Source organism: Pseudomonas sp. Marseille-Q0931, assembly GCF_940789645.1.
Lineage (GTDB): Bacteria > Pseudomonadota > Gammaproteobacteria > Pseudomonadales > Pseudomonadaceae > Aquipseudomonas.
In genome coordinates, this window is record NZ_CALNWT010000002.1 from 456,047 (window position 1) to 479,374 (window position 23,328).

Genomic DNA, 23,328 nt, shown 5'->3' on the forward strand with positions numbered 1-23,328 from the left:
AAGTCAGCAGTTGTTTCAGAAGCTGAAACAACTGCTGCGAGCCAGCGCCCGGTGAAAGGCGCCAACTCACGACACGCTTCAGAAGCTGTATTTAAGAGAGGTCATGAAATTGCGCGGAGCACCGTACAGCCCTGCCGCTGTGGTGGTGTAGTACTCCTTGTCGAACAGGTTGTTGACGTTCACCGCGGCCGATAGCTCGGGCGTGAGCTGATAGCGCGCCATCAAGCCAACCAGTGCATAACTGCTTTGCGTGGTGGCATAGCTGAGGTCGTAACCGACCCGGCTCTGCCAGTTCACCCCACCACCGACAGTGAGCTTGTCCAAAGCCCCGGACAGACGATAGGTGGTGAAGATCTTCACGCTGTTACGCGGAATCTCGGTAACGATGCGGCGATCATCGGAGTTGCGGCTGACGCTGTAGGAATAGCCTCCGGTGAGCTGCCAGCCCTCGCTGACCTCACCATTGATTTCCAGTTCCACACCTTCGCTGGTGGTGCCGCTTTCCAGCCGGTAAGCCTGGAAACCATTGGGCTGCAGTCGGTTACCGTCGGCAACTGCCAGGTTGTCCTGCTCGACCTTGAATAGCGCCAGGCTGGTATTGAGGCGCCCGTCGTAGAAATCGGCCTTCAAACCCAGTTCATAGCCGGTGCCCTCCAGCGGATCGAGCGGCGAGCCGTTGACATCACGCACCGAAGCCGATTGCGGGTTGAAGATCTGCGTATAGCTGGCATATGCCGTCCATACGTCGTTGAGGTCATAGACGAAGCCGGCGTAGGGAATGACGATGCCAGTCTCGGTACGACGGGTTTTGGTAGTCGCCCCGCCGTAGATCCGACTCTCGCTGTCACGCTGCCAATCCACCACACGAGAGCCGAGAATCAGGCTGGCGCGATCGCTCAATCGCCAGCGGGACGCCAAGTAAGCCGCGTTCTGAGTTTCGGTCAGGTCGCTATCGCCGCGCTTGGTGAAAGTCGGCTTGGGGATATTGCCGTCCCAGGCGTAGATATTGTCGATATCGCCACTGAAGCCTGCCCAGGAGGTCTGCCAGCCGCCGTAGTTCGGCGTGCCGCGCTCCTCGAGACGCGACAGCGTGACGCCGCTGATCAGCTCGTGCTCGCGCCCGAATAGCGAGAAGGAACCGGTCAGATAACCGTCGAGGTTGTGCTGCTCGGGCTTGGCCTGCCAGCGCGTCGGCATGATGTAAGCGCCTTCACCGGTCGCTGCATCGATCTCACCGTCCATGTAGGTGACTACAGTGTCGTAGTCGTTACGCATGAAGCTGTATTCCAGCTTGGCGCTCCAGTTGTCGCCGAAGTGTTGCTCGATCGACGTGAAGAGCGTGCTCTGCTGGCGGTCGTAGTAGCTCCAATCTGGTGCCGTATTAAAAGAGCGCTTGATGTCCGTAAGCCCACCGTCGGTGGTGAACAACGGAAAACCGGTACGCATCGGCGCCGTGCTATGAGTGACCTGATGGCTGAAGCCCAGCGTCAGCAGCGTCGCATCCGACAGGTCGAACTCGCTTATCCCATAGCCAGTGGTCACCTCCTGGCTGAAGCGATCCAGCCAGGCATGCTGGTCCTTGTGGTCGAGCACCAAACGCGCCCGTACCGTGCCGTTTTCATTCAGCGCACCACCAACGTCCACGCCCAGACCGTAACGATCCCAACTGCCAGCCTCGGTCGAAAGCTGTACCCGAGGCTCGATGGAGGGTCGCTTGCGAATCAGATTGATGGTCGCCGAAGGATTGCCCAGGCCACTGATCAGGCCAGTGGCGCCGCGCACGATCTCTACACGGTCGTACATCGCCGTATTCTGGGTGTAGTTATCCATACGCGACGAGGTCGGTACGCCATCGATCTCGAAGTTGTTAACCGGAAAACCGCGCGACAGATAAACGGTGCTGTCAGCCCCCAGGCTTTCCCGGATCACCGTGATTCCCGTGGTAGCGTCCAGCGCATCGGTGATGTTGTCGAGTTTCTGATCTTCCATGCGCTGGCGAGTCAGCACGGTGACGGATTGCGGCGTCTCCTTGAGCGACAGATTGAGGCGCGTCGAGCTACTGGAGGACTCGGTGGTATAGGAGCCGGTGCCCTCGGTAGTCGAGCCAGGCGCCTTGCCGGAAATGGTCATCAGCGTCAGTTCCACAGCTCCGGCAGGCACCGCACTCACCAGCACATAGCCACCATTGGCCTGGCGCTGCGCCTGCAAGCCACTACCGGCGAGCAGATAGACCAATCCCTCCTCGACACCATAACGCCCCTGCAAGCCCGGCGATTGCAAGCCGCTGACCTGCGTGCTGGCGAACGACAGCGTCACACCGGCTGCCGTAGCGAACTGGCTCAGTGCAGCATCGAGCGGGCCGGCAGCGATGTTGTATTCGAAAGCACCCTGCTCCTGCGCATAAGCCGGAGCGGACAGCAAAACGAGCGGCGCCAGGGGCAGACCGAACAGGGCCAGTTGCACGGCGCGCAGCAGCGGCCGGGCGGCGGGAGTGAATCGGGGCATGCGGTTTTCCTTATCGTTGGCGGGGCAGACATGCGGCTGGAAACGCCACTTCACCTGCTTGGCCGGATGAGAATGAAAATCGGCAACCCATAAGTGAAAATTTTATCGTTCGTCGCATTTTGTAGGAGGCGCTTTAGCGGCGAGCTGTTACTCGCCAGTCGCGGCTAAAGCCCCTCCCCACAGGATATGAACAGTCAAACGGGTTCGACACGTGCCCAGTAACGAGTCAGGTAACGCACGCGCACTGGCAGCGAGGCGCTGAGGTTCTCCAGCGCCAGCTCGGTATCGTCGACGGAGAATGCGCCGGACAGGCGCATGTCGGCCACTTCCGCCGCGCATTGCAGATAGCCAAGCCGATAACGCGCCAGCTCGGCGACGACATCCGCCAGACGCTCATTGACCACACTGAGCATGCCCTGACGCCAGGCGCCCTCACCCGCTGCCAACAGCTGCGGCGCGCCCATGTCTTGCGCGTCAAAGCTCAGCGTCTGTCCGGCTTCTAGGCGACGCGGCACGCCCTGCCAGTGCTGCGGGCGCACCTCCACCGCATGTTCGAACACAGCCACCCGCGCCCGTCCACCTTCACTGCGTACGCTGAAACGCGAACCCAGTGCCCGCACGCTGCCCTGCGGCAGATGGACGATAAACGGCCGTCGTGCCGTATCCGCTGACGTTTCAACGAGGATTTCACCGTGGCGCAACAGCACTTCGCGCAGCTCGCTGCCAAAAGCCAGATCCACCGCGCTGTCGGTGTTCAGGTCCAGTCGACTGCCATCGACCAGACGTAACGTTCGGCGCTCCCCTTTTGCGGTACGGTGCTCGGCCATCCAACCTTGCGCAGGCTCGCGAGCGGCGACTCCCAGGCCGCCAGCAGCAAGCAGTATCGTCAGTGTCTTGAGCACGGCGCGGCGGCGGGCACGCACGCCGGCCAGAGTCGGCAGGGCAACGTCCTGCGGCACGCTGCCCAGTTGCTGCTGCAGTTTCTCTACCCGTGCCCATGCCGCGGCGTGTGCGGGATGCTGCTCGACCCAGGCGCGCCAGGCCTGACATTCGGCCTCACTGGGTGGGGCGCCGTTAAGCTGTACATACCAGGTGGCAGCGGCTTCTAGCACCTGGCGGTCGAGCACACTCAATCTTCGACCAACAGCAGGAAGTGGGTCATGGCGCGTATCAGGTGATTCTTCACTGTCGTCACCGAAACCCCCAGGCGCTCACTGACCGCAACATAGCTCAGCCCCTCCAGCTGCACGGCGAGGAAAATACGCCGAGTACGCTCGCCCAGCCCATCGAGCATACTGTCGATGGCGGTCAGTGTTTCGAGGATGCTCAGGCGAGTTTCCGGGGAAATATCCAGCGGCTCGGGACGCGCTGCCAGTGCAGCCAGGTAGGCATCCTCAACCGCGCGACGGCGGAAGCGGTCGATCAGCAGCGCACGGGCGATGGAGCTGAGGTAGGAGCGCGGTTCTCTAATGGCTGCCACGTTGCGCGCCACCAACACACGCATGAAGGTGTCCTGCGCCAGGTCAGCAGCATCGCTGGAGTTACCGAGCCTGCTGCGCAACCAGCCCTGCAACCAGCTGTTGTGCTCGGTGTAGAGAAGATGCAGGGCGCGAGAATCCGGAGCGGTCATGTCGTAGGCCGAACGAGGCAAATGATAATCTGTCTCATTCTCTACAGACATGGCAATCCGTGCAAGTGACGATACGGACCGCTCTGCTATCAGTGCTCGCTTACGCTCCCGTTCATACTGCCGAGCCAGGATGGCGTCATAGCTAGAAAATCGATCGTGGGGTAGGGACGCTCAGCTTGCCGTGCGTTGCAGGTATCGACAGCCAAAAGATCGCGGACAAGCCCGCTCCCACACGGAGCGCTCTGCGACTAGGCAACGCTGAACCGTGGGAGCGGACTTGTCCGCGAATGGCCATGGCGGGAAATTCGGGCAGTCATCTCGCTGGCCAAATGGAGCCATGGCCAGCAGCGCCCCATTCCCGCTAACGCCTCAGGCCCGCGCCAACTCCGGCAGGTCGCCAGACAAACCCAGCGCCTGGCGCACGAACAGCGCCTTGGCTTCGGCCTGGCCATCGACCAGATCGAGACCAACGTTGCGCAGCAGGCGCAACGGCAGCGGGTCGGCCTGGAACAGGCGCTGGAAGCCTTCCATCGCCGCCATCATCGCCAGATTGTGCGGCATGCGCCGACGCTCGAAACGGCTCAGCACCCGCTCCTCGCTCAGGCTCTCGCCACGCTCGCCGGCATGCTGCAACACCTCGGCGAGCACCGCGGCGTCGAGCAAGCCCAGGTTGACGCCCTGCCCCGCCAGCGGATGGATGGTGTGCGCAGCATCGCCGATCAGCGCCAGCCCCGGTTCCACATATCGTTTGGCATGACGCTGGCGCAGCGGGATGCACAGCCGGCGGTCGGCGTGCAGCACCTTGCCGAGGCGATGTTCGAAGGCCTTGCTCAGCTCGGCGCAGAAGGCTTCATCTTCCAGCGCCATCAGGCGCTCGGCCTCGTCCGGCACGGTGGACCAGACGATCGAGCACCAGTGCTCGCCGGCTGGCCCCGCCAGCGGCAGGAAGGCCAGCGGGCCATCGTCGGTGAAGCGCTGCCAGGCGGTGGCCTGGTGCGGGCGCTCGCAACGCACGCTGGTGACGATGGCGTGATGCAGATAATCCCATTCACGGGTGGCGCAGCCGGCCAGACGGCGCACTGCGGAGTTGGCGCCATCTGCGGCCACCAGCAATGGCCCGCGCAGCTGGCGACCATCGGTGAGGGTCAGCAGCCAGTCGTCACCACTGCGGCGCAACTGCTCCAGCCGTGCGCCGGGCAGCAGGCCGATCTGGCTGTCATGCAAGCGTTCGAGCAGAGCGTCCTGCACCACCCGATTCTCGACGATATGCCCGAGCGTCTCGGCATGCACGCTGGCGGCAGAGAAGTGGATGCTGCCGGTACCGGAGCCGTCCCACACGCGCATCTCGCCATAGGGGCAGGCACGCCGGGCGGCGATGCCTGGCCAGGCGCCCAGGCGTTCGAGAATGCGCTGGCTGGCCATCGACAGCGCACTGACGCGCGGCTCGAACGGCGCCTGCGCAGCGAACGGCGAAACGCTGAGTGGGCTGCCATCGACGATCAGGATGTCCAGGCCGCTGTGCTCGAGCGCCAGGGCCAGGGTGCTGCCGACCATACCGGCACCGACGATGATCAGATCCGCGCGCATATCCATTCCTTAGTGTTTCGCTGTAGGAGCGGCCCCGCAGTCCAGACGACGCGCTGCCTGTTCGCAAACATAGGTGGGAGCGGACTTGTCCGCGAACGTTTCCAGATAAAAACTCGCGGACAAGTCCGCTCCCACAGTAATTGGTTCACCACTGAATCAGTCGGTTGCCTTGTTCTCGATAAGGGCGACCATGCTCACGAACCGCTGCCACCTGGCTGTCACAGGCTGCGGGTTCCCATGCCCATGGCCTGGCGAGCGAACCAGCGCTTGGCCGGCGGCAGCAGGTCTAGGCCCAGCAAGCCGAGGTTGCGACCTGCGGTCAGCAGTGGTTGCGCGTTGCTGAACAGACGCGTTACCTGGTCCGAGAAGCCGACGGTCATTTGTTGATCGAGCTGCTGGCGCTGCCGGTAGCGCTGCAGCGTGGCGAAATCACCCAGTGGCGCTTCGCTGCCGATCAGCACTTCAGCCAGCGCCAGCGTATCGCGCAGCGACAGGTTGTAACCCTGGCCGGCGATGGGGTGCAGGCTGTGCGCGGCATTGCCCAGCACCACCAGATGCGCCCGCACCTGCTCCTGCGCCTCGACCAGATTGAGCGGATAAAGATGCCGCGCGCCGACCTGCTGCAAGGCGCCCAGTCGGTAACCGAAGGCCTGCTGCAATTCCCCGAGAAAGTCTGTTTCGCTGACCCGCAGCAAGCGCTCGGCATCGGCGTTGGTACGCGTCCAGACCAATGCGCAACGATTGCCTTCCAACGGCAGCATGGCCATCGGGCCGTCATCGGTGAAACGCTCGAAAGCCTGACCGCGATGCGCCTCCAGCGGGCTGACGTTGGCGATCAGCGCACTCTGCCCGTAGGGCTTGATGCTAACGCCGATACCGAGCTGCTCACGCAAGCCGGAACGCCCGCCATCGGCAAGAATCGCCAGATCGCAGTCAAGGCAGGTTTCATCGTTCAGGGTCAGGCGGTAACCGTCATCGAGACGCTGCATGCCGACCACTTCGGCCGGGCAACGCCATTCGATCACATCCTGATCCAGCGCCTGCCACAGGCAATGGCCGATCCAGGCGTTCTCCACCACGTAGCCGAGCGCCGGGACGCCTTCCTCGATGGCCTGCAGACGCGTGGCGCCGAAGCGGCCGCGGTCGGACACATGAATCTGCTGAATCGGCTCGGCCCGCTGAGCGATGCTCTGCCACAGGCCGAGGCGCTCGTAGATCAGCCGGCTGCCGTAGGAGAGCGCGGTGGAGCGGGCATCATAGCTGGGCTGGTATTCGCTGCCCGGGGCGAAGGGCTCGATCAGGGCGATGCGCCAGCCGCGCTGACGCGCAGTGTCCTGCAGGGCCAGCGCCAGGCTGGCGCCCACCAGACCACCACCGATGATCGCCAGGTTCACACGGGACATGGGCTCAGGCCGCCTCGGTGCGCGCGGCAGCCATCAGTGCCTCGATCTCGGCGACGGTCTTGGGCACGCCGCCGGTGAGAATCTCGCAGCCCTTTTTGGTCACCACCACGTCATCCTCGATGCGCACGCCGATGCCGCGCCATTTCTTGGCGACCTTGTCGTTGTCGGCGGCGATATAGATGCCCGGCTCGACGGTCATCGCCATGCCCGGCTCCAGCACTCGCCATTCACCGCCAACCTTGTAGTCGCCGACATCGTGCACATCCATGCCCAGCCAGTGGCCGGCGCGGTGCATATAGAAAGGCTTGTAGGCCTCACTGGCGATCAGCTCGTCGACATCGCCGCTTAGCAGCCCCAGCTCCACCAGCCCGGCGGTGATCACGCGCACGGTGGCCTCGTGGGCTTCGTTCCAGTGTTTGCCCGGAGCGATCTCCTTGAAGGCCGCCTCCTGCGAGGCCAACACCAGCTCGTAGATCGCCTTCTGCTCGGGGGAGAACTTGCCGCTGACGGGGAAGGTACGGGTGATGTCGCTGGCGTAGCAGTCGATCTCGCAGCCGGCGTCGATCAGTACCAGATCGCCGTCCTTGAGCGGCGCATCGTTCTCGCGGTAGTGCAGGATGCAGGCGTTCCTGCCGGCGGCGACGATGCTGCCGTAGGCCGGCATCTTCGCCCCGCCCTTGCGGAATTCGTAATCCAGCTCGGCTTCCAGATGGTATTCGTACAGACCGGCACGGCTTGCCTGCATGGCCCGCACATGGGCGCGCGCACTGATCTCGGCGGCCTCCTTCATCACCTTCACCTCGGCGGCCGATTTGTACAGGCGCATGTCGTGCAGCAGATGATCGAGGGCGACGAACTCGTTCGGCGGCGTGGCGCCCTGACGCGCCTTGGCGCGGATGTGCTTGACCCACTCCATCAGCCGATGGTCGAACTCCTGATTGAAGCCGATGGCGTAGTAGACGCGTTCGCGGCCTTCGATCAGCCCGGGGAGAATGTCGTCGATATCGCCAATGGGGAACGCATCGTCGGCGCCGAACTTGCTGATCGCACCGTCCTGGCCGGCGCGCAAGCCGTCCCACAGCTCTCGCTCGGGATCACGCTCGCGGCAGAACAGCACGTACTCGCCATGCTCACGCCCGGGGATCAGCGCCATCACCGCCTCCGGCTCGGGGAAGCCGGTGAGGTACTGGAAGTCGCTGTCCTGGCGGTAGACGTGCTCCACGTCGCGGTTGCGGATGTACATCGGCGCCGCCGGCAGGATGGCGATGCTGTTGGGTTCCATCTGCGCCATCAGCGCCTTGCGCCGACGGGCATATTCGGACTTGGGGATGCTGATCAAGGCAGGCTCCGGCGGACAATCAGTGCAGGGAGGGTTTGGCGGCAGGCGCCTCGGGCTTGGCGCATTCGGCGAACAGCAGCAGGGGCGCCACACGCAGGTACTCCATCACCTCCATGTAATCGCTCTCGCCATCTTCGGATTCTTCCAGGGCGCTCTGCACCTGGGCGATGGCGGAGAGATCCTGCAACACTTCCATGGCCTCGGCGCTCAGTGCGCCATCGCGGGCCGTCAGGCCGAAGCCGCCGAGAAAGCCCTGACACCACTGCCCCAGAGCGGCTGCGCGCTGCGCCAGCGGGGTATCGTCATCCGGCAACAGCAGGACCACGGTGACGTCCTCGCTGCACAGCTCACCCTTGACCATTTCCTGCAGACCGATCAGCGCCTGGCGCACGTTGTCCTGCGGCTCGTCGCCGAGCAGCTCGGTGGCGTCGACCAGCCAGGCATCGGCGTCGAAGCCGGCACCCGCGCAACTGCGACCGAGCAGCAGGCCGTGCAGTTCGGCTGGGGAAACGGAATGCCCGGCGCTGTTCAACAAAGCGGCGAAGGCGGCGTAGGGAGAGCTTGGAATCGACATAGATAGCTAGGCGCCAGACGGCGCAATCTCTAGAATGGAGGCCTCGTATCCTAGCACCGGCAGGCGCGCCAAGACCATCCGAGGCCGCCGGGGTGATGCCGTCATCTGCATCACACCACTGCCATCTGGGTTTGACCCGAAACCGGGACAGGCCTATATAGTCCAGCCATTCCCTCCCCATAGCGAGAGCCCATGGAAGACGCCGAACTGCACGCATTGACCGCCAAGCTGGAGTTGCTGATCCAGCGTGTCGAGCAGCTGAAGGCTCACAACCGACTCCTGCTGGCGAATGAACAGGCCTGGCGCGAGGAACGCGCCCATCTGATCGAAAAGAACGAAATGGCCCGGCACAAGGTCGAATCGATGATTTCGCGCCTCAAAGCCCTGGAGCAGGACTCATGACCCAGTCGAACACCGTAACCGTCCACATTCTGGACAAAGAATATTGCATCGCCTGCCCGCAGGATGAACGCGCCAACCTGGAAAGCGCCGCCCGCTACCTGGACGGCAAGATGCGCGAGATCCGCACCAGCGGCAAGGTGATCGGTGCCGACCGCGTGGCCGTGATGGCCGCGCTGAACATCACCCACGACCTGCTGCACAAACAGCAGCGCCTGGATCAGGACGCCAGTTCCACCCGCCAGCAGGTGCGCGACCTGCTCGACCGCGTCGACCAGGCGCTGACCGACGACTCGGCGTCCTGAGCTCCGGCATGTCCGCCTGTTCGTCGCAGGCCGCCCCGCAAGCCGTCTATTCGGGTATACTGGGCGCAACTTCCTGGGGTGTGCGCCAGTCGGTGATGTCCCTGAGCCGATACGCACAACCACGGGGGTTGCACGTTGGGGCCGGTGTGCATGTCCGCCTGACGGAAAGCCTTAACGCCTCCTGCAACCTCCACCTTGAACTTTCGGGTTCAAGGGCTAAACCGACAGCGGCACGCTGGGAAGTCATCATTTCCCCCGGTAGCTGCAGCTACCTGTCTCGCTCCATCCTTATCCCATGACCATGTCCGCGCCACTCAGCCGCCCGCAACTTCGTCGCGTGCTGCGCCAGCGCCGTCGCGCACTCAGCCGCAGCCAGCAACGCACTGCCGCACGCAGCCTGTATCGCCAATTGGTGCAGAGCCCGCAGTTTCGCCGCGCCCGGCATATCGCCCTGTATCTGCCCAATGACGGCGAAATTGATCCCAGGCCGCTGCTGGCTGCCGCACAGAAACGTGGCAAACGCACCTACCTGCCGGTACTCAGCGCCTGGCCACGCACCAAGATGGTGTTCCAGCACGTGAGCCGGCACGAGAAACTGTCGGGCAACCGCTTCCGTATCCTCGAACCGCGCCCGCAAGCGAAACGCCAGCGCAAGGTCTGGGCACTGGACCTGGTGCTGCTGCCGCTGGTGGGCTTCGATGATCGCGGCGGGCGCCTGGGCATGGGCGGCGGCTTCTACGACCGCAGCCTGGCCTATCTGCACAGGCGCAAAAATTGGCACATGCCGACGCTATTGGGCTTGGCGCATGAATGTCAGCGAGTGGACGAACTGGCGATGGCCAGTTGGGATGTGCCCTTGCAGGCAACGGTGACGGACAGGGCGTGGTATTGATTCGAGCGATGCGGCGCCGCATTCCCTGCGGCGCTTACGCTGGCAGTCCGCGAATCAGGGCTGCTGCGTTACATTGATGGAAGCTTCGCTCTGGCGCTCCCACAGGCTCTGGGTGTAACCCGTGGTAACCACGCCCAGGCTGAACAGTACGACGAGAACCCACAAAAGATCTGGCTTGCGTTTCATTTATTGCCTCCCCCTTCAAGGCAATGCGCGCGTTGGTCGCGCGTTATTGTTGTATGCAACATGACGGCGCCAGGCGTTTAGCCGAGCATTTTCCGCCAGCGCAAGTCGCGGTGCAATTTCCGACGCCAACCGGCCGTCGGAGACTTCTCTCAAACGAGCGTCCGCCTACGGACAGACCTGCAGGAGCAAAGTTCATGCCTCATTGGCTGATGAAGTCCGAACCCGATGAATTGTCCATTCTCGACCTGCAACGCCTGGGCAAAACCCGCTGGGACGGCGTGCGCAATTACCAGGCGCGCAACTTCATGCGCGCGATGAAACCGGGCGATCTGTTCTTCTTCTACCACTCCAGTTGCCCGCAACCGGGCATTGCCGGCATCGCGCGCATTGCCGGCGAGGTCTACCCGGACCCAACCGCGCTGGACCCGCAAAGCCACTATCACGACCCCAAGGCCAGTGCCGAGAAGAATCCCTGGAGCGCCCTGGACGTGGAACTCGTCGAAGCTTTCGACGAGGTGCTGGCGCTGCAGCACCTGAAGAACAACCCGCTGCTGGCCGACCTGGCCCTGGTGCAACGCGGCAGTCGCCTGTCGGTGATGCCGGTTGGCGAAGCCGAATGGAAGGCGATTCTCGCCATGCGTTGAACAGCGATGCGGGACATGCTGCTTGCGCCGACTGCCGGCACCGGATCGGTGCCGAAGCGCCTGGCTACTGAATGATCAGGTTGTTGAACAGCAGATCCTCGACGATGGGCTTGCCTTCTTCGCCATTGATCGCATCCTGCACCTGCTTGAGTGCCTGCTGACGCAGGGTCTCGCGGCCATCGGGCGCGTTGATGGTCTCGCTGGTTTGCGCCGAGAACAGCATCACCATCTGATGACGGATAAGCGGCTCATGCTGTTTGAGCTTCTCCTCGGCCTCGGTGCCGGTCACGCGCAGCGACACATCGGCCTTGAAAAACTTGAGGCGGTTGCCCTGGTCGGCCAGATTGCCGATCAAGGCTGGCGTCAGGTTGTAGTAGAGCGTCGTCGGCGCCTCTTCTTTCTTCTCCGAAGAGGCCAGGGCAGGCAGACAGATCGACAGGCTCAGCAGCAGGGCGGTCAACAGTTTCACGTTCGGCACTCCATCGGGGATGTGCCTAGCATAGCCATCCACAGGCCTGCACCCAAGCCCGGCGCTTATGCCGGCCTATCAGGCTGCGGCATGCTCGTTGACCCTCGGCGGGCGCTTTCTACACTGCAAGGCACCCTGCAAGAGGAATGACCTGCATGAAAGCCCTGCTGTGCAAAGCCTTCGGCCCCGCCGACACCCTGGTACTGGAAGACCTGCCAAGCCCCGAACTGAAAAAGAACGAGGTGCTGATAGAGGTGCAGGCTGCCGGGGTCAACTTCCCCGACACGCTGATCATCGAAGGCAAGTACCAGTTCAAACCGCCCTTCCCTTTCTCGCCGGGTGGTGAGGTAGCGGGCGTGGTCAAGGCCGTCGGCGAGAAGGTCAGCCACCTGCGCGCCGGTGACCGGGTCATGGCACTGACCGGCTGGGGCGGCTTCGCCGAAGAGGTCGCGGTGCCGGCCTACAACGTGCTGCCGGTGCCCAAGAGCATGGACCTGACCACAGCAGCGGCCTTTGGCATGACCTATGGCACCTCGATGCACGCCCTAAAACAGCGGGCCAATCTGCAACCGGGTGAAACCTTGCTGGTGCTCGGCGCCTCCGGTGGCGTCGGCCTCGCTGCAGTGGAAATCGGTAAGGCCATGGGCGCGAAGGTGATCGCCGCTGCGAGTAGCGCCGAGAAGCTGGAAGTCGCGCGCAATGCCGGCGCCGACGAGCTGATCAACTACAGCGAGCAGAGCCTTAAGGACGAAGTGAAGAAGCTTACCGGTGGCCAGGGCGTGGACGTGATCTACGATCCGGTTGGGGGCGCGCTGTTCGAAGAAGCCTTCCGCAGCATCGCCTGGAATGGTCGCTTCCTGGTGGTGGGGTTCGCTGCCGGCGGCGGCATCCCGGCCCTGCCGGCCAATCTGCCGCTGCTCAAGGGCGCCTCCCTGGTCGGCGTGTTCTGGGGCTCGTTCGCCCAGCGCCAGCCGCAGGACAACGCCGACAACTTCCAGCAACTGTTCGCCTGGCATGCCGAAGGCAAACTCAAGCCGCTGGTATCACAGACCTTCCCGCTGGAGCGTGGTGGCGAGGCGATCGATGCCCTTGGTCAACGCAAGGCCGTGGGCAAGGTGGTGGTGCAGGTTCGTTGAGGCACGTGGGGCGGCTGGCACAACGAACTGCAAAGCTGCCGCCCCGACGCTCACCGTCAGTGACCACGGATCGCTGACGGTTCAGCGCCCGCGTCGCCGACGCAGGCTTATATGTAACCCAGCAGTAGCAGTACCAGTACGATCACCAGCACCAGCCCCAGACCTCCGGTAGGCCCGTAGCCCCAGCTGCGGCTATGCGGCCACGCCGGAATGGCACCGATCAGCAACAGGATCAGAATGATCAGCAGTATGGTTCCCAAGCCCATGACGATCTCCTCGCATGTCGATGGCGGACCACATGACGCGGCACGCCTGGAAACGGCTACCCGGTTCAGGCTGCCGTTCGGATGCAGGGCATGACGCTGCGGTGAAGCTGGCGTCTGGCGGTGCCTTCGGCACATTGCCCTTCCCTCACCTTTTACGACCAGGCAGCGCAGCGGAAAGTGCCAACTTTTGCATCAGCGAGCGCCGGGCAGGCCTGCTTTGCAGCGGCGCGCGATGGATATGCGCAGCGCCATGAGCCAAGCCGCCATCAGCCGATACCGTTCACGAAACGCTTGGGTATGGTCATGCCATTAGCGTCCTTCGCTGCGCCGTCAGCGCCCTGGCGGGCAATTCAGGGTTTACCCCAGCGGCTTGTGCCGGTAAGTTCGGGCTGCGCCGTTGAGCGTGCGTGCGGCCTGGGGCCGCTTGATAAAAAATGACGCCCTGCCTGCTCTGACGCGCGGGCCAGATTCCGCGGCTGGCATGCGCGCATGCCCGAAAGCGGGGCGCAGTCGAAGGAACGCAACGATGAGTTCTATCCTGCTGATGCTGGTCGGTCTGAGCGCCATGTCGCTGGGCTATCTGTTCTACTCGAAGTTCATCGCCGAGCGGATCTACCGCCTCGATCCCAACTACCGCACGCCAGCCCATACCATGGGCGATGGGGTCGACTACGTGCCGACCAATCGCTTCGTGCTGTGGGGCCATCACTTCACCTCGGTGGCGGGCGCTGCGCCCATCGTCGGGCCGGCGATCGCCGTGATCTGGGGCTGGGTGCCGGCCTTCCTGTGGGTGACGCTGGGCACCATCTTCTTCGCCGGCGTACATGACTTCGGCGCCCTGTGGGCCAGCGCGCGCAATCGCGGCCAGTCGATCGGCATGCTCAGCGGGAAGCTGATCGGCGCACGCGGACGCAGCCTGTTCCTGGTAGTGATCTTCCTGGTGCTGCTGATGGTCAATGGCGCCTTCGCTGCGGTCATCTCCAACCTGCTGGTGTCGACGCCGACCTCGGTGATCCCGGTATGGGGCGCGATCATCGTGGCACTGCTCATCGGCCAGGCGATCTATCGCTACAAGGTCGGTCTGCTGTGGCCGTCGATCATTGGCGTGGCAGTGCTCTATGCGCTGATCCTGCTGGGTAACGCGGTGCCGGTGGTGCTGCCGGAAACCGTGCTGGGCCTGTCGGCCAAGTCGGTGTGGATCCTGCTGCTGTTCGCCTACGCGGCCATCGCCTCGCTGCTGCCGGTATGGGTGCTGCTGCAGCCGCGCGACTACATCAACGGCCTGCAGCTGTTCGTCGGCCTCGGCCTGCTGTACACGGCGGTGCTGTTCGGCGCACCGGAAATCGTCGCCCCCGCGTTCAACGATGCACTGCCGGCCAACACCCCGAGCATCGTGCCGCTGCTGTTCGTGACCATCGCCTGTGGCGCCATCTCTGGCTTCCACGGTCTGGTCGCCTCGGGTACCACCTCCAAGCAGCTGGACAAGGAAACCGACGCGCGCTTCGTTGGCTACTTCGGTGCAGTAGGCGAAGGCATGCTGTCGCTGGCAGCGATCATCTGCTGCACCGCCGGCTTCGCCACCCTGGTGGACTGGCAGGCGGTGTACACCGCATTCGGCACCGGCGGCGTCAACGCCTTCGTGGCCGGCGGCGGTAGCCTGCTGGCCAACGGCCTGGGCCTGCCGGCGGATCTCGGCGCGACCATCCTGGCGGTGATGGCCATCCTGTTCGCCGGCACCACCATGGATACCGGCCTGCGCCTGCAGCGCTTCGTCATCCAGGAAGCCGGCGAGCTGGCCGGAATCAAGGTCAACACCCTGGTCGGTACCGTGCTGGCCGTGGGCGTGTGCATGACCCTGGCCTTCGGCGCCGGCGCCGATGGCAGCGGTGGCATGATCATCTGGCCGCTGTTCGGCACCACCAACCAGCTGTTGGCCGGCCTGACTCTGGCGATCATCACCGTGATCCTGATCAAGAAGGGCCGCCCGGCGATCTACACCCTGGTGCCGCTGGTGTTCCTGCTGGCGATGTCGATCTTCGCCCTGCTGGTGCAGATGGGCCAGTTCTACCGCGCCGAAAACTGGCTGCTGCTGGGCATGGACGTGGTGATCCTGATCGCCGCGCTGTGGGTGACCCTGGAATCGTTCATCGCCATGCGCCAGGGTCGCGACCCAGTCGAGGCTGACGCGCAGGGCGAGGCACGCGAGTGAGCGAGCGCCAGGCGCCATTGCTGCAACGGGTATCCGCCGGGCTGCGCGAATTCTACGTCGCGCCGTACCGGCGAACCTTCGCCCGCGCCCGGCGCGACGAGGACGATCTGTTCATGCTGCTGGTGTTCAGCGAAACCCTCGGCGTGCCCAACCCGGCGGCCTATTACACCTTGGAACTGATGCCGGTGCTGTACGAGCGCTTTCACGAGTGGCATCGACGCATGGGCATGGAGCGCTCACCACTGGATCACATCGGATGCTGCTAGAACTGGCTGAAAAACGCCGCGTGCTGTTCATCGGCGGCAAGGGCGGCGTCGGCAAGACCACCGTATCGGCGGCGACCGCACTGGCCCAGGCCCGCAGCGGACGCCGCGTGCTGTTGGTGTCCACCGACCCCGCGCACAACCTGGGTCACCTCTGGGGCCAATCAGTCGGCCCGCGCCCGGTGGCGCTGGCCGACGGTCTCGATGGCATGGAGCTGGACCCGCAGGCCAGTGTCGAGCAGCACCTGAACGAGGTGGGCGCCGCGCTGCGCAAGCTGATGCCCGCGCACCTGGCCGGCGAAGTGGACAGGCACATGAGCCTGTCGCGCGACGCGCCGGGCATGCACGAGGCCGCATTGCTGGAGCGCATCGCCGAAACGGTCGACAGCGGCCTGCACGACTATGACCTGGTGGTTTTCGACACCGCCCCTTCGGGGCATACCGCACGCCTGATGGCACTGCCGGAGATGATGTCAGCCTGGACCGAAGGCCTGATGCGTCGCCGTGAGCGCAGTGCCGGCTTTGGCGCAGTGTTGCGCAACCTGGGTGGCGACGACCGCGGCTTTGGCGAGTCGCTGCTGGGCCGCGAGCCAGGCGATTCGCCGGATGATCGCGACAGCCAGGTACGCCGACTGCTGGATCGCCGTCGGCATCGTTTCAGCCAGTTGCGCGAAGTGCTTGGCGATGCCGAACGCTGCGCCTTCGTCATCGTGCTGGCAGCCGAGCGCCTGCCGGTGCTGGAGAGCATCGAACTGCATGGTCAGTTGCAGCGCAGTGGGGTGAACGTCGCAGGCCTGGTGATCAACAAGCGCTCGCCAGCCGATGCCGGTGCCTTTCTGGCCGAGCGCCGTGAGCAGGAGGAACGCTACCTGGACGAGTTGCGCCAGGCCCTGGGCCATCTGCCGGTGCAGCAGCTTCCGCTGCTCGCGGCCGATGTGCAGGGGCTACCAGCGCTGCAAGCCTTTGCCGGGCAGCTGACCGAAGCCGACACGGGATAAGCGTCGGATCGATATGAAAAAGCCGCCCGAGGGCGGCTTTTTCATTCAGCCTCGCGGCGCGTAGGCGAATACGTCGGCGCGCATCTGGTGGGCGTCCATCCCGGCTTCGACCAGCGCATCGAGCGTGGCGTAGACCATGGCCGGTGAACCACTGGTATAGACGTGCAGGGACTTGAGGTTGGGGAAGTCTTCGTGCACCGCTTCGTGCAGCAGGCCGCAACGGCCCTGCCAGCCACACTGGTCGCTGACCACCTGGTGCAGGTGCAGGTTGTCCAGCTGCTGCCACTCGGCCCAATGCGGCAGTTCATAGAAGTCTTCAGGACGACGCGCGCCCCAGTACAGGTGTACCGGGTGGGCGAAACCGGCAGCGCGGCAGTGCTCGATCAGGCTGTGCATCTGGCCCATGCCGGTACCGGCGGCGATCAGAACCAGCGGGCCATTGGGTAGGTCGGCGAGGTGGGTGTCCCCGTAAGGCATTTGCACCCGGGCGATGCCTGTGCTGCGCAGTTGCTCCAGCAGGGCGATGCTGCTGTCCTCGCGGGCGAGGATATGCAGCTCCAGCTCACGCCCGGCATGCGGCGCCGAGGCCAGGGAAAAGGCCGCCATCTCGCCATCGGGGCGCTGCAGCAGCAGGTATTGCCCGGCATGGTAGCGAGGCGCCTTGCCCGCAGGCGTACGCAGGCGCACGCGGAATACGTCGCCACCTACCTCCAGGCATTCGATCACCTGGCAGCTCAGTTCGCGCACCGGCAGCTCGCCCGGAGCCAGCACGCCATCCCAGTGCAGCACGCAATCCTCCAGCGGCTCGGCGAGGCAGGTGAACAGCTCGCCATGATCCAGTTCCACCTCGTTCTGCCGCACCCGTCCCTCTACCAGCAAGGCGGCGCAGATATGGCAGTTGCCATTGCGGCAGCTTTGCGGGCAGTCGTAGCCCAGACGGCGGGCGCCATCGAGGATACGTTCGCCGGGTTGCAAAGCGAGAGTGATGCCGGAGGGTTGCAGGGTGACATTCATCAATCGATTCCCAGCTCGCTCCACAGCTCGTCGACACGCGCCACCACGGCCGGATCCTTCTCGATGGCGCGGCCCCACTCGCGCTTGGTCTCGCCGGGCCACTTGTGGGTGGCGTCCAGGCCCATCTTCGAGCCCAGGCCGGAAATCGGCGAGGCGAAGTCGAGGTAGTCGATCGGTGTGTTGTCGATCATCACCGTGTCGCGCTTGGGGTCCATGCGCGTGGTAATCGCCCAGATCACGTCATTCCAATCCCGTGCGTTGATATCGTCGTCGGTGACGATAACGAACTTGGTGTACATGAACTGTCGCAGGAACGACCAGACACCGAGCATTACGCGCTTGGCGTGGCCCGGGTACTGTTTCTTCATGGTCACCACCGCCATGCGGTAGGAGCAGCCTTCCGGCGGCAGATAGAAGTCGGTGATCTCGGGGAATTGCTTCTGCAGGATCGGCACGAACACTTCGTTCAGCGCCACGCCGAGGATCGCCGGCTCATCCGGCGGGCGGCCGGTGTAGGTGCTGTGATAGATCGGATCGCGGCGCCGGGTGATGCGCTCGACGGTGAACACCGGGAAGGTGTCGACCTCGTTGTAGTAGCCGGTGTGGTCGCCGTAGGGGCCTTCCGGCGCGGTCTCGCCCGGATGGATCACGCCCTCGAGGACGATCTCGGCACTGGCCGGCACCTGCAGGTCGCTGCCGCGAGCCTTGATCAGCTCGGTGCGATGACCACGCAGCAGGCCGGCAAAGGCATATTCGGAGAGGGTATCGGGCACTGGCGTCACAGCGCCGAGAATGGTCGCTGGGTCAGCACCCAGCGCGACGCACACCGGGTAAGGCTTGTCCGGATGCTTCTGGCACCACTCGCGGTAATCCAGCGCGCCGCCGCGATGGCTGAGCCAGCGCATGATCACCTTGTTGCGGCCGATCACCTGCTGGCGATAGATGCCAAGGTTCTGCCGCTCCTTGTTAGGGCCCTTGGTGATGGTCAGGCCCCAGGTGATCAGCGGCGCCACGTCGCCCGGCCAGCAATGCTGGATCGGCAGCTTGGTCAGGTCGACATCATCGCCCTCCTCGATCACTTCATGGCAGGGCGCGTCCTTGACCACCTTGGGCGCCATGGAGATGACCTTCTTGAAGATCGGCAGCTTGCTCCAGGCGTCCTTGAGGCCCTTCGGCGGCTCCGGCTCCTTGAGAAAGGCCAGCAGCTTGCCGATCTCGCGCAGCTCGGACACATCCTCGGCGCCCATACCCAGCGCCACGCGCTTGGGCGTGCCGAACAGGTTGCCGAGTACCGGCACATCGAAGCCGCTTGGTTTTTCGAACAGCAGCGCCGGGCCGCCCTTGCGCAGGGTGCGGTCGCAGATTTCGGTCATTTCCAGAACGGGCGATACCGGGGTCTGGATGCGCTTGAGTTCGCCGCGCTTTTCCAGTTCACGGATGAAGTCGCGCAGGTCGCGATACTGCATGCAGGAGCCTCGTGTCGGACAGGCAGGAGTCGGCCGCAAAGTTTAGCGCCGAAGTCGGGCTTTCAGAAGGCTTGAAAGCCGCAGAAACGACAAGGCCGGGTTTCCCCGGAATGCTGTTCACTTAAGGCTGTACGCATTTAGCTCCCCTCTCCCATGTATGGGAGAGGGGCTGGGGGAGAGGGCCGGAAACACCGCAAAACAGCCAGCTTTCCCCTCTCCCTAACCCTCTCCCCGGAGGGGCGAGGGGACTGATCGCGTTCGACCTTTTCTTACGTGAACAACATTACGGGTGTCCCCGGCCTTGTGGCACAGCGCAACGTCTTACTTGCGCTTCATCGACAGGAAGAACTCATCGTTAGTCTTGGTCGCTTTCAGCTTGTCGATCAGGAACTCGATCGCCGCGATTTCATCCATCGGGTGCAGCAGCTTGCGCAGAATCCACATGCGCGACAGCTCTTCCTCACCGGTCAGCAACTCTTCGCGGCGGGTGCCGGACTTGTTGATGTTGATCGCTGGGAAGGTGCGCTTCTCGGCCACGCGGCGATCCAGGATCAGCTCCATGTTGCCGGTGCCCTTGAATTCCTCGTAGATCACCTCGTCCATCTTCGAGCCGGTTTCGATCAGCGCGGTGGCGAGGATGGTCAGGCTGCCGCCTTCCTCGATGTTACGCGCGGCGCCGAAGAAGCGCTTGGGCTTCTCCAGGGCGTGGGCGTCGACACCACCGGTGAGCACCTTGCCGGAGCTCGGGATCACGGTGTTGTAGGCGCGCGCCAGACGGGTGATGGAGTCGAGCAGAATGACCACATCCTTCTTGTGCTCGACCAGGCGCTTGGCCTTCTCGATCACCATTTCGGCGACCTGCACGTGGCGGGTCGGCGGCTCGTCGAAGGTGGAGGCGACCACTTCGCCGCGCACGGTGCGCTGCATCTCGGTCACTTCTTCCGGGCGCTCGTCGATCAGCAGAACGATCAGGTGCACTTCCGGGTTGTTACGCGTGATGTTCGAGGCGATGTTCTGCAGCATGATGGTCTTGCCCGCTTTCGGCGGGGCGACGATCAGGCCGCGCTGGCCCTTGCCGATCGGCGCGCAGAGGTCGATCACACGGCCGGTGATGTCCTCGGTGGAGCCGTTGCCGGCCTCCATGGTCAGGCGCTGATTCGGGAACAGCGGCGTGAGGTTCTCGAACAGGATCTTGTTCTTGGCGTTTTCCGGGCGGTCGAAGTTGATGCTGTCGACCTTGAGCAGGGCGAAGTAACGCTCGCCTTCCTTCGGCGGACGGATCTTGCCGACGATGGTGTCACCGGTACGCAGGTTGAAACGGCGGATCTGGCTGGGCGAGACGTAAATGTCATCAGGGCCCGCCAGGTAGGAGGAGTCGGCGCTACGCAGGAAGCCGAAACCGTCCTGGAGGATCTCCAGCACGCCGTCACCGGAAATTTCCTCGCCGCTTTTGGCATGCTTTTTCAGCAGGGCGAAGATGATGTCCTGCTTGCGCGAACGGGCCATGTTTTCCAGGCCCATCTGTTCGGCCATGTCCAGCAGTTCGGCAATCGGCTTTTGCTTGAGTTCGGTCAGATTCATAGGAATGACGTGATCATCGAGAGGAGAAGAAAGCTGTTAGCTTGAGAAGCCGCGCCGCAGAGAAGGCGACAGGATCGCGAACGAGTTCGTATAGGAATGAATCGGCGACGGCATGCAGAGAGCTGCATGGAGGATGCAGCGAGGCCGAATTTAACACCGTGAAAAAACAGCGTCTAGCCCCGAAAATGAAAAAACCCCGCAATTTAGCGGGGCTTCTCCAGTGCGACTCGACTCAGATGTTGCTGTCGAGGAATGCAGCCAGCTGCGACTTGGACAGTGCGCCGACCTTGGTCGCTTCGACATTGCCGTTCTTGAACAGCATCAGGGTCGGGATACCGCGTACGCCGTACTTCGGCGGGGTTTCCTGATTCTCGTCGATGTTGAGTTTGCACACCTTGAGTTTGCCTTGGTATTCCTTGGCGATCTCGTCGAGCACCGGTGCAATCATCTTGCACGGGCCGCACCATTCAGCCCAGTAGTCGACCAGAACCGGACCCTCAGCCTGGATGACGTCCTGGTCGAAGCTGGCGTCGCTGACGTTGGTGATGAATTCGCTCATGAGGAGTCTCCGTATATTCGGAAGCAAAAAAAGTGGCGCCATCATAGCCCGGCTTGAGTGACACCGAAAGGCGCTGACGATTGAGCCTTTCAATAGCCGCTAATGTACGCCTCAATCGCCAAGTGTGGCGAATGCGATGCCGGTGCGCAGCGCAGCGGCGCGGATATGCTGCTGCATGGCCTTCTGCGCCGGGCCGGCGGCGTGCCGGGCCAGGGCTTTGAGAATCTTGCGGTGCTCCTGCCAGGTTTCCATCGCCCGCTCCGGTCGGATGAACGGCAGCTTCTGGCTTTCCAGGAAGATGTCCGCACTGGAGGTCACCAGGGCGAACATCGCCTGGTTGCCGCTGGCAGCTAGGATGCGCTGGTGGAACTCGAAGTCCAGGCGCGTCGCCTGGGCGAAATCGCCAGCGCGCAGCTCACGGCGCATCTGCTCGACGTTGTCTTCGAGAATGTCCAGCTCCTCGGCGGTCATCACCCCGGCAGCCAGGCCACAGGCGAATCCCTCCAGAGCGAAGCGCAACTGAAAGGTATCGGCGGCCGACACCTGCGCGGCGAACGGCCAGACGAAACCGCCGGCCCCCTCCACTTTCGGCGCCTGCTGGACGAATACGCCCTTGCCGGCCTGCACGCTGACCAGGCCCAGCGCGCTAAGCGATGACAGCGCCTCGCGCAGCGAGGCACGGCTGACACCCAGGCGCTCGGACAGATCGCGCTGCGAAGGCAGCGCATCGCCAGGACGATAGCCTTCCTCCTCGATCAGACGGCGGATCGCCTGCAGGGCGTACTCGGGTACCGCGCGGGGAGCAGAAGCATTCATGGCTGTTCGGGCCGGTCAGTCCAGTGAAGCCGCCTTTGTAAGGCCTGAATAGCGCTCCAGGCAAGCGACGCCCCCTTGTGGCACAGCTCACCAGAGAACGCACCGAGATGGCACAGGAGCGCTTCTGACCATTTGGTCAGCAATGCCAACTGTTCAGACCAGTAAGACCTTATCGTCACTCGCCTGTAGCGATGAGAGCCCTGAATTCCCTGAACCTGGCACAGGCGATGCAGTGCATGAGCCAAGCAAAACACTTGAGTTTTCCTTCATCGATCGGGAGTTCGACATGCGCACCTTTCACCGCACCTTGCTAGGTACCCTCTTCGCCGCCCTGGCCTTCGGCGCCAGCACCGTTCACGCCGATGCACTGGAGGACATCGGCAAGGCCGGCGTACTGAAAGTTGCCGTACCGCAGGATTTCCCGCCGTTCGGCTCGGTCGGCCCGGACATGAAACCGCGCGGCCTGGATATCGACACCGCGCAGCTGCTGGCCGACAAGCTGGCGGTGAAACTGGAGCTGACCCCGGTCAACAGCACCAACCGCATCCCCTTCCTCACCACCGGCAAGGTCGATCTGGTGATCTCCAGCCTCGGCAAGAACCCCGAGCGTGAGGCGGTGATTGATTTCGCCGCGGCCTACGCGCCCTTCTACCTCGGCGTGTTCGGCCCGGAAGACGCCGCCATCGCCAGCCTCGACGACCTCGCCGGCAAGACGATCAGCGTCACCCGCGGCTCCATCGAAGACATCGAACTGAGCAACGTCGCGCCGAAAGGCGCCACCATCAAGCGCTTCGAGGACAACAACTCGACCATCGCCGCCTACCTCTCCGGCCAGGTCGAATTGATCGCCAGCGGCAACGTGGTGATGGTGGCCATCGCCGAGAAGAACCCCAAGCGTGTGCCGAACATGAAGATCAAGCTCAAGGATTCGCCGGTTTACGTTGGCGTGAACAAGAACCAGGCCGCGCTGCGGGACAAGGTCAACGCCATCATTACCGACGCCAAGGCCGATGGCAGCCTCGAGGCACTGAGCCAGAAGTGGCTGAAGCAACCGCTGCCGGCCGACCTCTGAGCCGCGCGGGGAACT

At 63.6% G+C, this 23,328-nt stretch carries 24 protein-coding genes and 1 other RNA gene; 10 read left to right on the forward strand and 15 right to left on the reverse strand.

The window, feature by feature from the left end; genetic code table 11:
• Positions 1-78: 78 nt before the first annotated feature.
• The 7 genes from P3C50_RS08285 to P3C50_RS08315 form a co-directional block, all read right to left on the reverse strand.
• On the reverse strand, positions 79-2,505 hold the full coding sequence (locus P3C50_RS08285; protein WP_275545635.1) for a TonB-dependent receptor: 2,427 nt from the start codon (positions 2,503-2,505) through the stop codon (positions 79-81).
• A 194-nt stretch (positions 2,506-2,699) separates the two neighbouring features.
• Positions 2,700-3,632, reverse strand: a complete 933-nt coding sequence (locus P3C50_RS08290; protein ID WP_275545719.1) for a FecR domain-containing protein — start codon at positions 3,630-3,632, stop codon at positions 2,700-2,702.
• A 2-nt stretch (positions 3,633-3,634) separates the two neighbouring features.
• Positions 3,635-4,135 carry a sigma-70 family RNA polymerase sigma factor gene (locus tag P3C50_RS08295; protein WP_275545720.1) on the reverse strand — a complete coding sequence of 167 codons (501 nt, stop codon included), beginning with the start codon at positions 4,133-4,135 and terminating at the stop codon, positions 3,635-3,637.
• 369 nt (positions 4,136-4,504) lie between these two features.
• Positions 4,505-5,722: a 2-octaprenyl-3-methyl-6-methoxy-1,4-benzoquinol hydroxylase gene (locus P3C50_RS08300; protein ID WP_275545636.1), complete on the reverse strand. Its 1,218-nt coding sequence runs from the start codon at positions 5,720-5,722 to the stop codon at positions 4,505-4,507.
• A 218-nt stretch (positions 5,723-5,940) separates the two neighbouring features.
• On the reverse strand, positions 5,941-7,125 hold the full coding sequence (gene ubiH / locus P3C50_RS08305) for a 2-octaprenyl-6-methoxyphenyl hydroxylase (protein ID WP_275545637.1): 1,185 nt from the start codon (positions 7,123-7,125) through the stop codon (positions 5,941-5,943).
• A 4-nt stretch (positions 7,126-7,129) separates the two neighbouring features.
• Positions 7,130-8,464: a Xaa-Pro aminopeptidase gene (gene pepP, locus P3C50_RS08310; protein ID WP_275545638.1), complete on the reverse strand. Its 1,335-nt coding sequence runs from the start codon at positions 8,462-8,464 to the stop codon at positions 7,130-7,132.
• 19 nt (positions 8,465-8,483) lie between these two features.
• Positions 8,484-9,038: a YecA family protein gene (locus P3C50_RS08315; RefSeq protein ID WP_275545639.1), complete on the reverse strand. Its 555-nt coding sequence runs from the start codon at positions 9,036-9,038 to the stop codon at positions 8,484-8,486.
• 192 nt (positions 9,039-9,230) lie between these two features.
• Here P3C50_RS08315 and P3C50_RS08320 point away from each other — a divergent pair, with 192 nt between their 5' ends.
• The 4 genes from P3C50_RS08320 (at position 9,231) to P3C50_RS08335 (ending at position 10,634) form a co-directional block, all read left to right on the forward strand.
• Complete coding sequence (locus P3C50_RS08320; protein ID WP_197859049.1) at positions 9,231-9,440, forward strand: TIGR02449 family protein; 210 nt, start codon at positions 9,231-9,233, stop codon at positions 9,438-9,440.
• Positions 9,437-9,742 carry a cell division protein ZapA gene (locus P3C50_RS08325; protein WP_197859048.1) on the forward strand — a complete coding sequence of 102 codons (306 nt, stop codon included), beginning with the start codon at positions 9,437-9,439 and terminating at the stop codon, positions 9,740-9,742. The genes P3C50_RS08320 and P3C50_RS08325 overlap by 4 nt, the downstream gene beginning before the upstream one ends.
• Before the next feature lie 67 nt (positions 9,743-9,809).
• Positions 9,810-9,988, forward strand: a non-coding RNA gene (gene ssrS, locus P3C50_RS08330) — 6S RNA.
• A gap of 49 nt (positions 9,989-10,037) precedes the next feature.
• Positions 10,038-10,634 (forward strand): 5-formyltetrahydrofolate cyclo-ligase, encoded by a 597-nt coding sequence (locus P3C50_RS08335; protein WP_275545640.1) that lies wholly within the window; start codon positions 10,038-10,040, stop codon positions 10,632-10,634.
• Between the two features lie 54 nt (positions 10,635-10,688).
• Here the strand turns inward: P3C50_RS08335 and P3C50_RS08340 are convergent, their stop codons facing one another.
• Positions 10,689-10,820, reverse strand: coding sequence for a hypothetical protein (locus P3C50_RS08340; protein ID WP_269476145.1), 132 nt, complete (start codon positions 10,818-10,820; stop codon positions 10,689-10,691).
• 194 nt (positions 10,821-11,014) lie between these two features.
• Between P3C50_RS08340 and P3C50_RS08345 the strand changes: the two genes are divergently transcribed.
• A complete protein-coding gene (locus tag P3C50_RS08345) occupies positions 11,015-11,464 on the forward strand; it encodes an EVE domain-containing protein (protein WP_275545641.1) in 450 nt (149 codons plus the stop codon).
• 64 nt (positions 11,465-11,528) lie between these two features.
• Here P3C50_RS08345 and P3C50_RS08350 read toward each other — a convergent pair whose 3' ends face one another.
• Positions 11,529-11,933: a flagellar basal body-associated protein FliL gene (locus tag P3C50_RS08350; RefSeq protein WP_197859045.1), complete on the reverse strand. Its 405-nt coding sequence runs from the start codon at positions 11,931-11,933 to the stop codon at positions 11,529-11,531.
• A 155-nt stretch (positions 11,934-12,088) separates the two neighbouring features.
• Here P3C50_RS08350 and P3C50_RS08355 point away from each other — a divergent pair, with 155 nt between their 5' ends.
• Positions 12,089-13,069, forward strand: coding sequence for an NADPH:quinone oxidoreductase family protein (locus P3C50_RS08355; RefSeq protein ID WP_275545642.1), 981 nt, complete (start codon positions 12,089-12,091; stop codon positions 13,067-13,069).
• Between the two features lie 107 nt (positions 13,070-13,176).
• Here the strand turns inward: P3C50_RS08355 and P3C50_RS08360 are convergent, their stop codons facing one another.
• Positions 13,177-13,335, reverse strand: coding sequence for a DUF3309 family protein (locus P3C50_RS08360; RefSeq protein WP_161865703.1), 159 nt, complete (start codon positions 13,333-13,335; stop codon positions 13,177-13,179).
• 526 nt (positions 13,336-13,861) lie between these two features.
• On the opposite strand from P3C50_RS08360, the gene P3C50_RS08365 reads away from it, so the two are divergent.
• Genes P3C50_RS08365 through P3C50_RS08375 form a run of 3 tightly spaced genes read left to right on the forward strand, consistent with a single transcriptional unit; the run spans position 13,862 to position 16,805 of the window.
• Positions 13,862-15,544 (forward strand): carbon starvation protein A, encoded by a 1,683-nt coding sequence (locus P3C50_RS08365; RefSeq protein WP_275545643.1) that lies wholly within the window; start codon positions 13,862-13,864, stop codon positions 15,542-15,544.
• A complete protein-coding gene (locus P3C50_RS08370) occupies positions 15,541-15,810 on the forward strand; it encodes a cory-CC-star protein (RefSeq protein WP_275545644.1) in 270 nt (89 codons plus the stop codon). The genes P3C50_RS08365 and P3C50_RS08370 overlap by 4 nt, the downstream gene beginning before the upstream one ends.
• Complete coding sequence (locus P3C50_RS08375) at positions 15,801-16,805, forward strand: ArsA family ATPase (protein WP_275545645.1); 1,005 nt, start codon at positions 15,801-15,803, stop codon at positions 16,803-16,805. The genes P3C50_RS08370 and P3C50_RS08375 overlap by 10 nt, the downstream gene beginning before the upstream one ends.
• Before the next feature lie 45 nt (positions 16,806-16,850).
• On the opposite strand, the gene P3C50_RS08380 is transcribed toward P3C50_RS08375, so the two are convergent.
• The 5 genes from P3C50_RS08380 to P3C50_RS08400 form a co-directional block, all read right to left on the reverse strand.
• Positions 16,851-17,819 carry a CDP-6-deoxy-delta-3,4-glucoseen reductase gene (locus tag P3C50_RS08380; protein ID WP_197859040.1) on the reverse strand — a complete coding sequence of 323 codons (969 nt, stop codon included), beginning with the start codon at positions 17,817-17,819 and terminating at the stop codon, positions 16,851-16,853.
• Positions 17,819-19,285, reverse strand: a complete 1,467-nt coding sequence (gene ubiD / locus P3C50_RS08385) for a 4-hydroxy-3-polyprenylbenzoate decarboxylase (protein ID WP_275545646.1) — start codon at positions 19,283-19,285, stop codon at positions 17,819-17,821. The genes P3C50_RS08380 and ubiD overlap by 1 nt, the downstream gene beginning before the upstream one ends.
• 321 nt (positions 19,286-19,606) lie before the next feature.
• Positions 19,607-20,866 carry a transcription termination factor Rho gene (gene rho / locus P3C50_RS08390; RefSeq protein ID WP_013713520.1) on the reverse strand — a complete coding sequence of 420 codons (1,260 nt, stop codon included), beginning with the start codon at positions 20,864-20,866 and terminating at the stop codon, positions 19,607-19,609.
• A 232-nt stretch (positions 20,867-21,098) separates the two neighbouring features.
• The gene (gene trxA / locus P3C50_RS08395) at positions 21,099-21,425 is read right to left on the reverse strand and encodes a thioredoxin TrxA (protein WP_037052882.1); all 327 of its coding nucleotides are present in this window, start codon (positions 21,423-21,425) and stop codon (positions 21,099-21,101) included.
• A gap of 111 nt (positions 21,426-21,536) precedes the next feature.
• Positions 21,537-22,241, reverse strand: a complete 705-nt coding sequence (locus P3C50_RS08400) for a FadR/GntR family transcriptional regulator (RefSeq protein WP_197859038.1) — start codon at positions 22,239-22,241, stop codon at positions 21,537-21,539.
• Positions 22,242-22,527: 286 nt separating this feature from the next.
• Here P3C50_RS08400 and P3C50_RS08405 point away from each other — a divergent pair, with 286 nt between their 5' ends.
• The gene (locus P3C50_RS08405) at positions 22,528-23,313 is read left to right on the forward strand and encodes a transporter substrate-binding domain-containing protein (RefSeq protein ID WP_197859037.1); all 786 of its coding nucleotides are present in this window, start codon (positions 22,528-22,530) and stop codon (positions 23,311-23,313) included.
• The last annotated feature ends 15 nt before the right edge of the window (positions 23,314-23,328 follow it).

Excerpts from the sequence above, each read along its gene's own strand:
- P3C50_RS08285 (WP_275545635.1), bottom strand. The coding sequence starts at position 2,505 with ATGCCCCGATTCACTCCCGCCGCCCGGCCGCTGCTGCGCGCCGTGCAA.
- P3C50_RS08295 (WP_275545720.1), bottom strand. The coding sequence starts at position 4,135 with ATGACCGCTCCGGATTCTCGCGCCCTGCATCTTCTCTACACCGAGCAC.
- P3C50_RS08300 (WP_275545636.1), bottom strand. The coding sequence starts at position 5,722 with ATGCGCGCGGATCTGATCATCGTCGGTGCCGGTATGGTCGGCAGCACC.
- ubiH (WP_275545637.1), bottom strand. The coding sequence starts at position 7,125 with ATGTCCCGTGTGAACCTGGCGATCATCGGTGGTGGTCTGGTGGGCGCC.
- P3C50_RS08315 (WP_275545639.1), bottom strand. The coding sequence starts at position 9,038 with ATGTCGATTCCAAGCTCTCCCTACGCCGCCTTCGCCGCTTTGTTGAAC.
- P3C50_RS08320 (WP_197859049.1), top strand. The coding sequence starts at position 9,231 with ATGGAAGACGCCGAACTGCACGCATTGACCGCCAAGCTGGAGTTGCTG.
- P3C50_RS08325 (WP_197859048.1), top strand. The coding sequence starts at position 9,437 with ATGACCCAGTCGAACACCGTAACCGTCCACATTCTGGACAAAGAATAT.
- P3C50_RS08335 (WP_275545640.1), top strand. The coding sequence starts at position 10,038 with ATGACCATGTCCGCGCCACTCAGCCGCCCGCAACTTCGTCGCGTGCTG.
- P3C50_RS08340 (WP_269476145.1), bottom strand. The coding sequence starts at position 10,820 with ATGAAACGCAAGCCAGATCTTTTGTGGGTTCTCGTCGTACTGTTCAGC.
- P3C50_RS08345 (WP_275545641.1), top strand. The coding sequence starts at position 11,015 with ATGCCTCATTGGCTGATGAAGTCCGAACCCGATGAATTGTCCATTCTC.
- P3C50_RS08355 (WP_275545642.1), top strand. The coding sequence starts at position 12,089 with ATGAAAGCCCTGCTGTGCAAAGCCTTCGGCCCCGCCGACACCCTGGTA.
- P3C50_RS08360 (WP_161865703.1), bottom strand. The coding sequence starts at position 13,335 with ATGGGCTTGGGAACCATACTGCTGATCATTCTGATCCTGTTGCTGATC.
- P3C50_RS08365 (WP_275545643.1), top strand. The coding sequence starts at position 13,862 with ATGAGTTCTATCCTGCTGATGCTGGTCGGTCTGAGCGCCATGTCGCTG.
- P3C50_RS08375 (WP_275545645.1), top strand. The coding sequence starts at position 15,801 with ATGCTGCTAGAACTGGCTGAAAAACGCCGCGTGCTGTTCATCGGCGGC.
- P3C50_RS08380 (WP_197859040.1), bottom strand. The coding sequence starts at position 17,819 with ATGAATGTCACCCTGCAACCCTCCGGCATCACTCTCGCTTTGCAACCC.
- ubiD (WP_275545646.1), bottom strand. The coding sequence starts at position 19,285 with ATGCAGTATCGCGACCTGCGCGACTTCATCCGTGAACTGGAAAAGCGC.
- rho (WP_013713520.1), bottom strand. The coding sequence starts at position 20,866 with ATGAATCTGACCGAACTCAAGCAAAAGCCGATTGCCGAACTGCTGGAC.
- trxA (WP_037052882.1), bottom strand. The coding sequence starts at position 21,425 with ATGAGCGAATTCATCACCAACGTCAGCGACGCCAGCTTCGACCAGGAC.
- P3C50_RS08400 (WP_197859038.1), bottom strand. The coding sequence starts at position 22,241 with ATGAATGCTTCTGCTCCCCGCGCGGTACCCGAGTACGCCCTGCAGGCG.
- P3C50_RS08405 (WP_197859037.1), top strand. The coding sequence starts at position 22,528 with ATGCGCACCTTTCACCGCACCTTGCTAGGTACCCTCTTCGCCGCCCTG.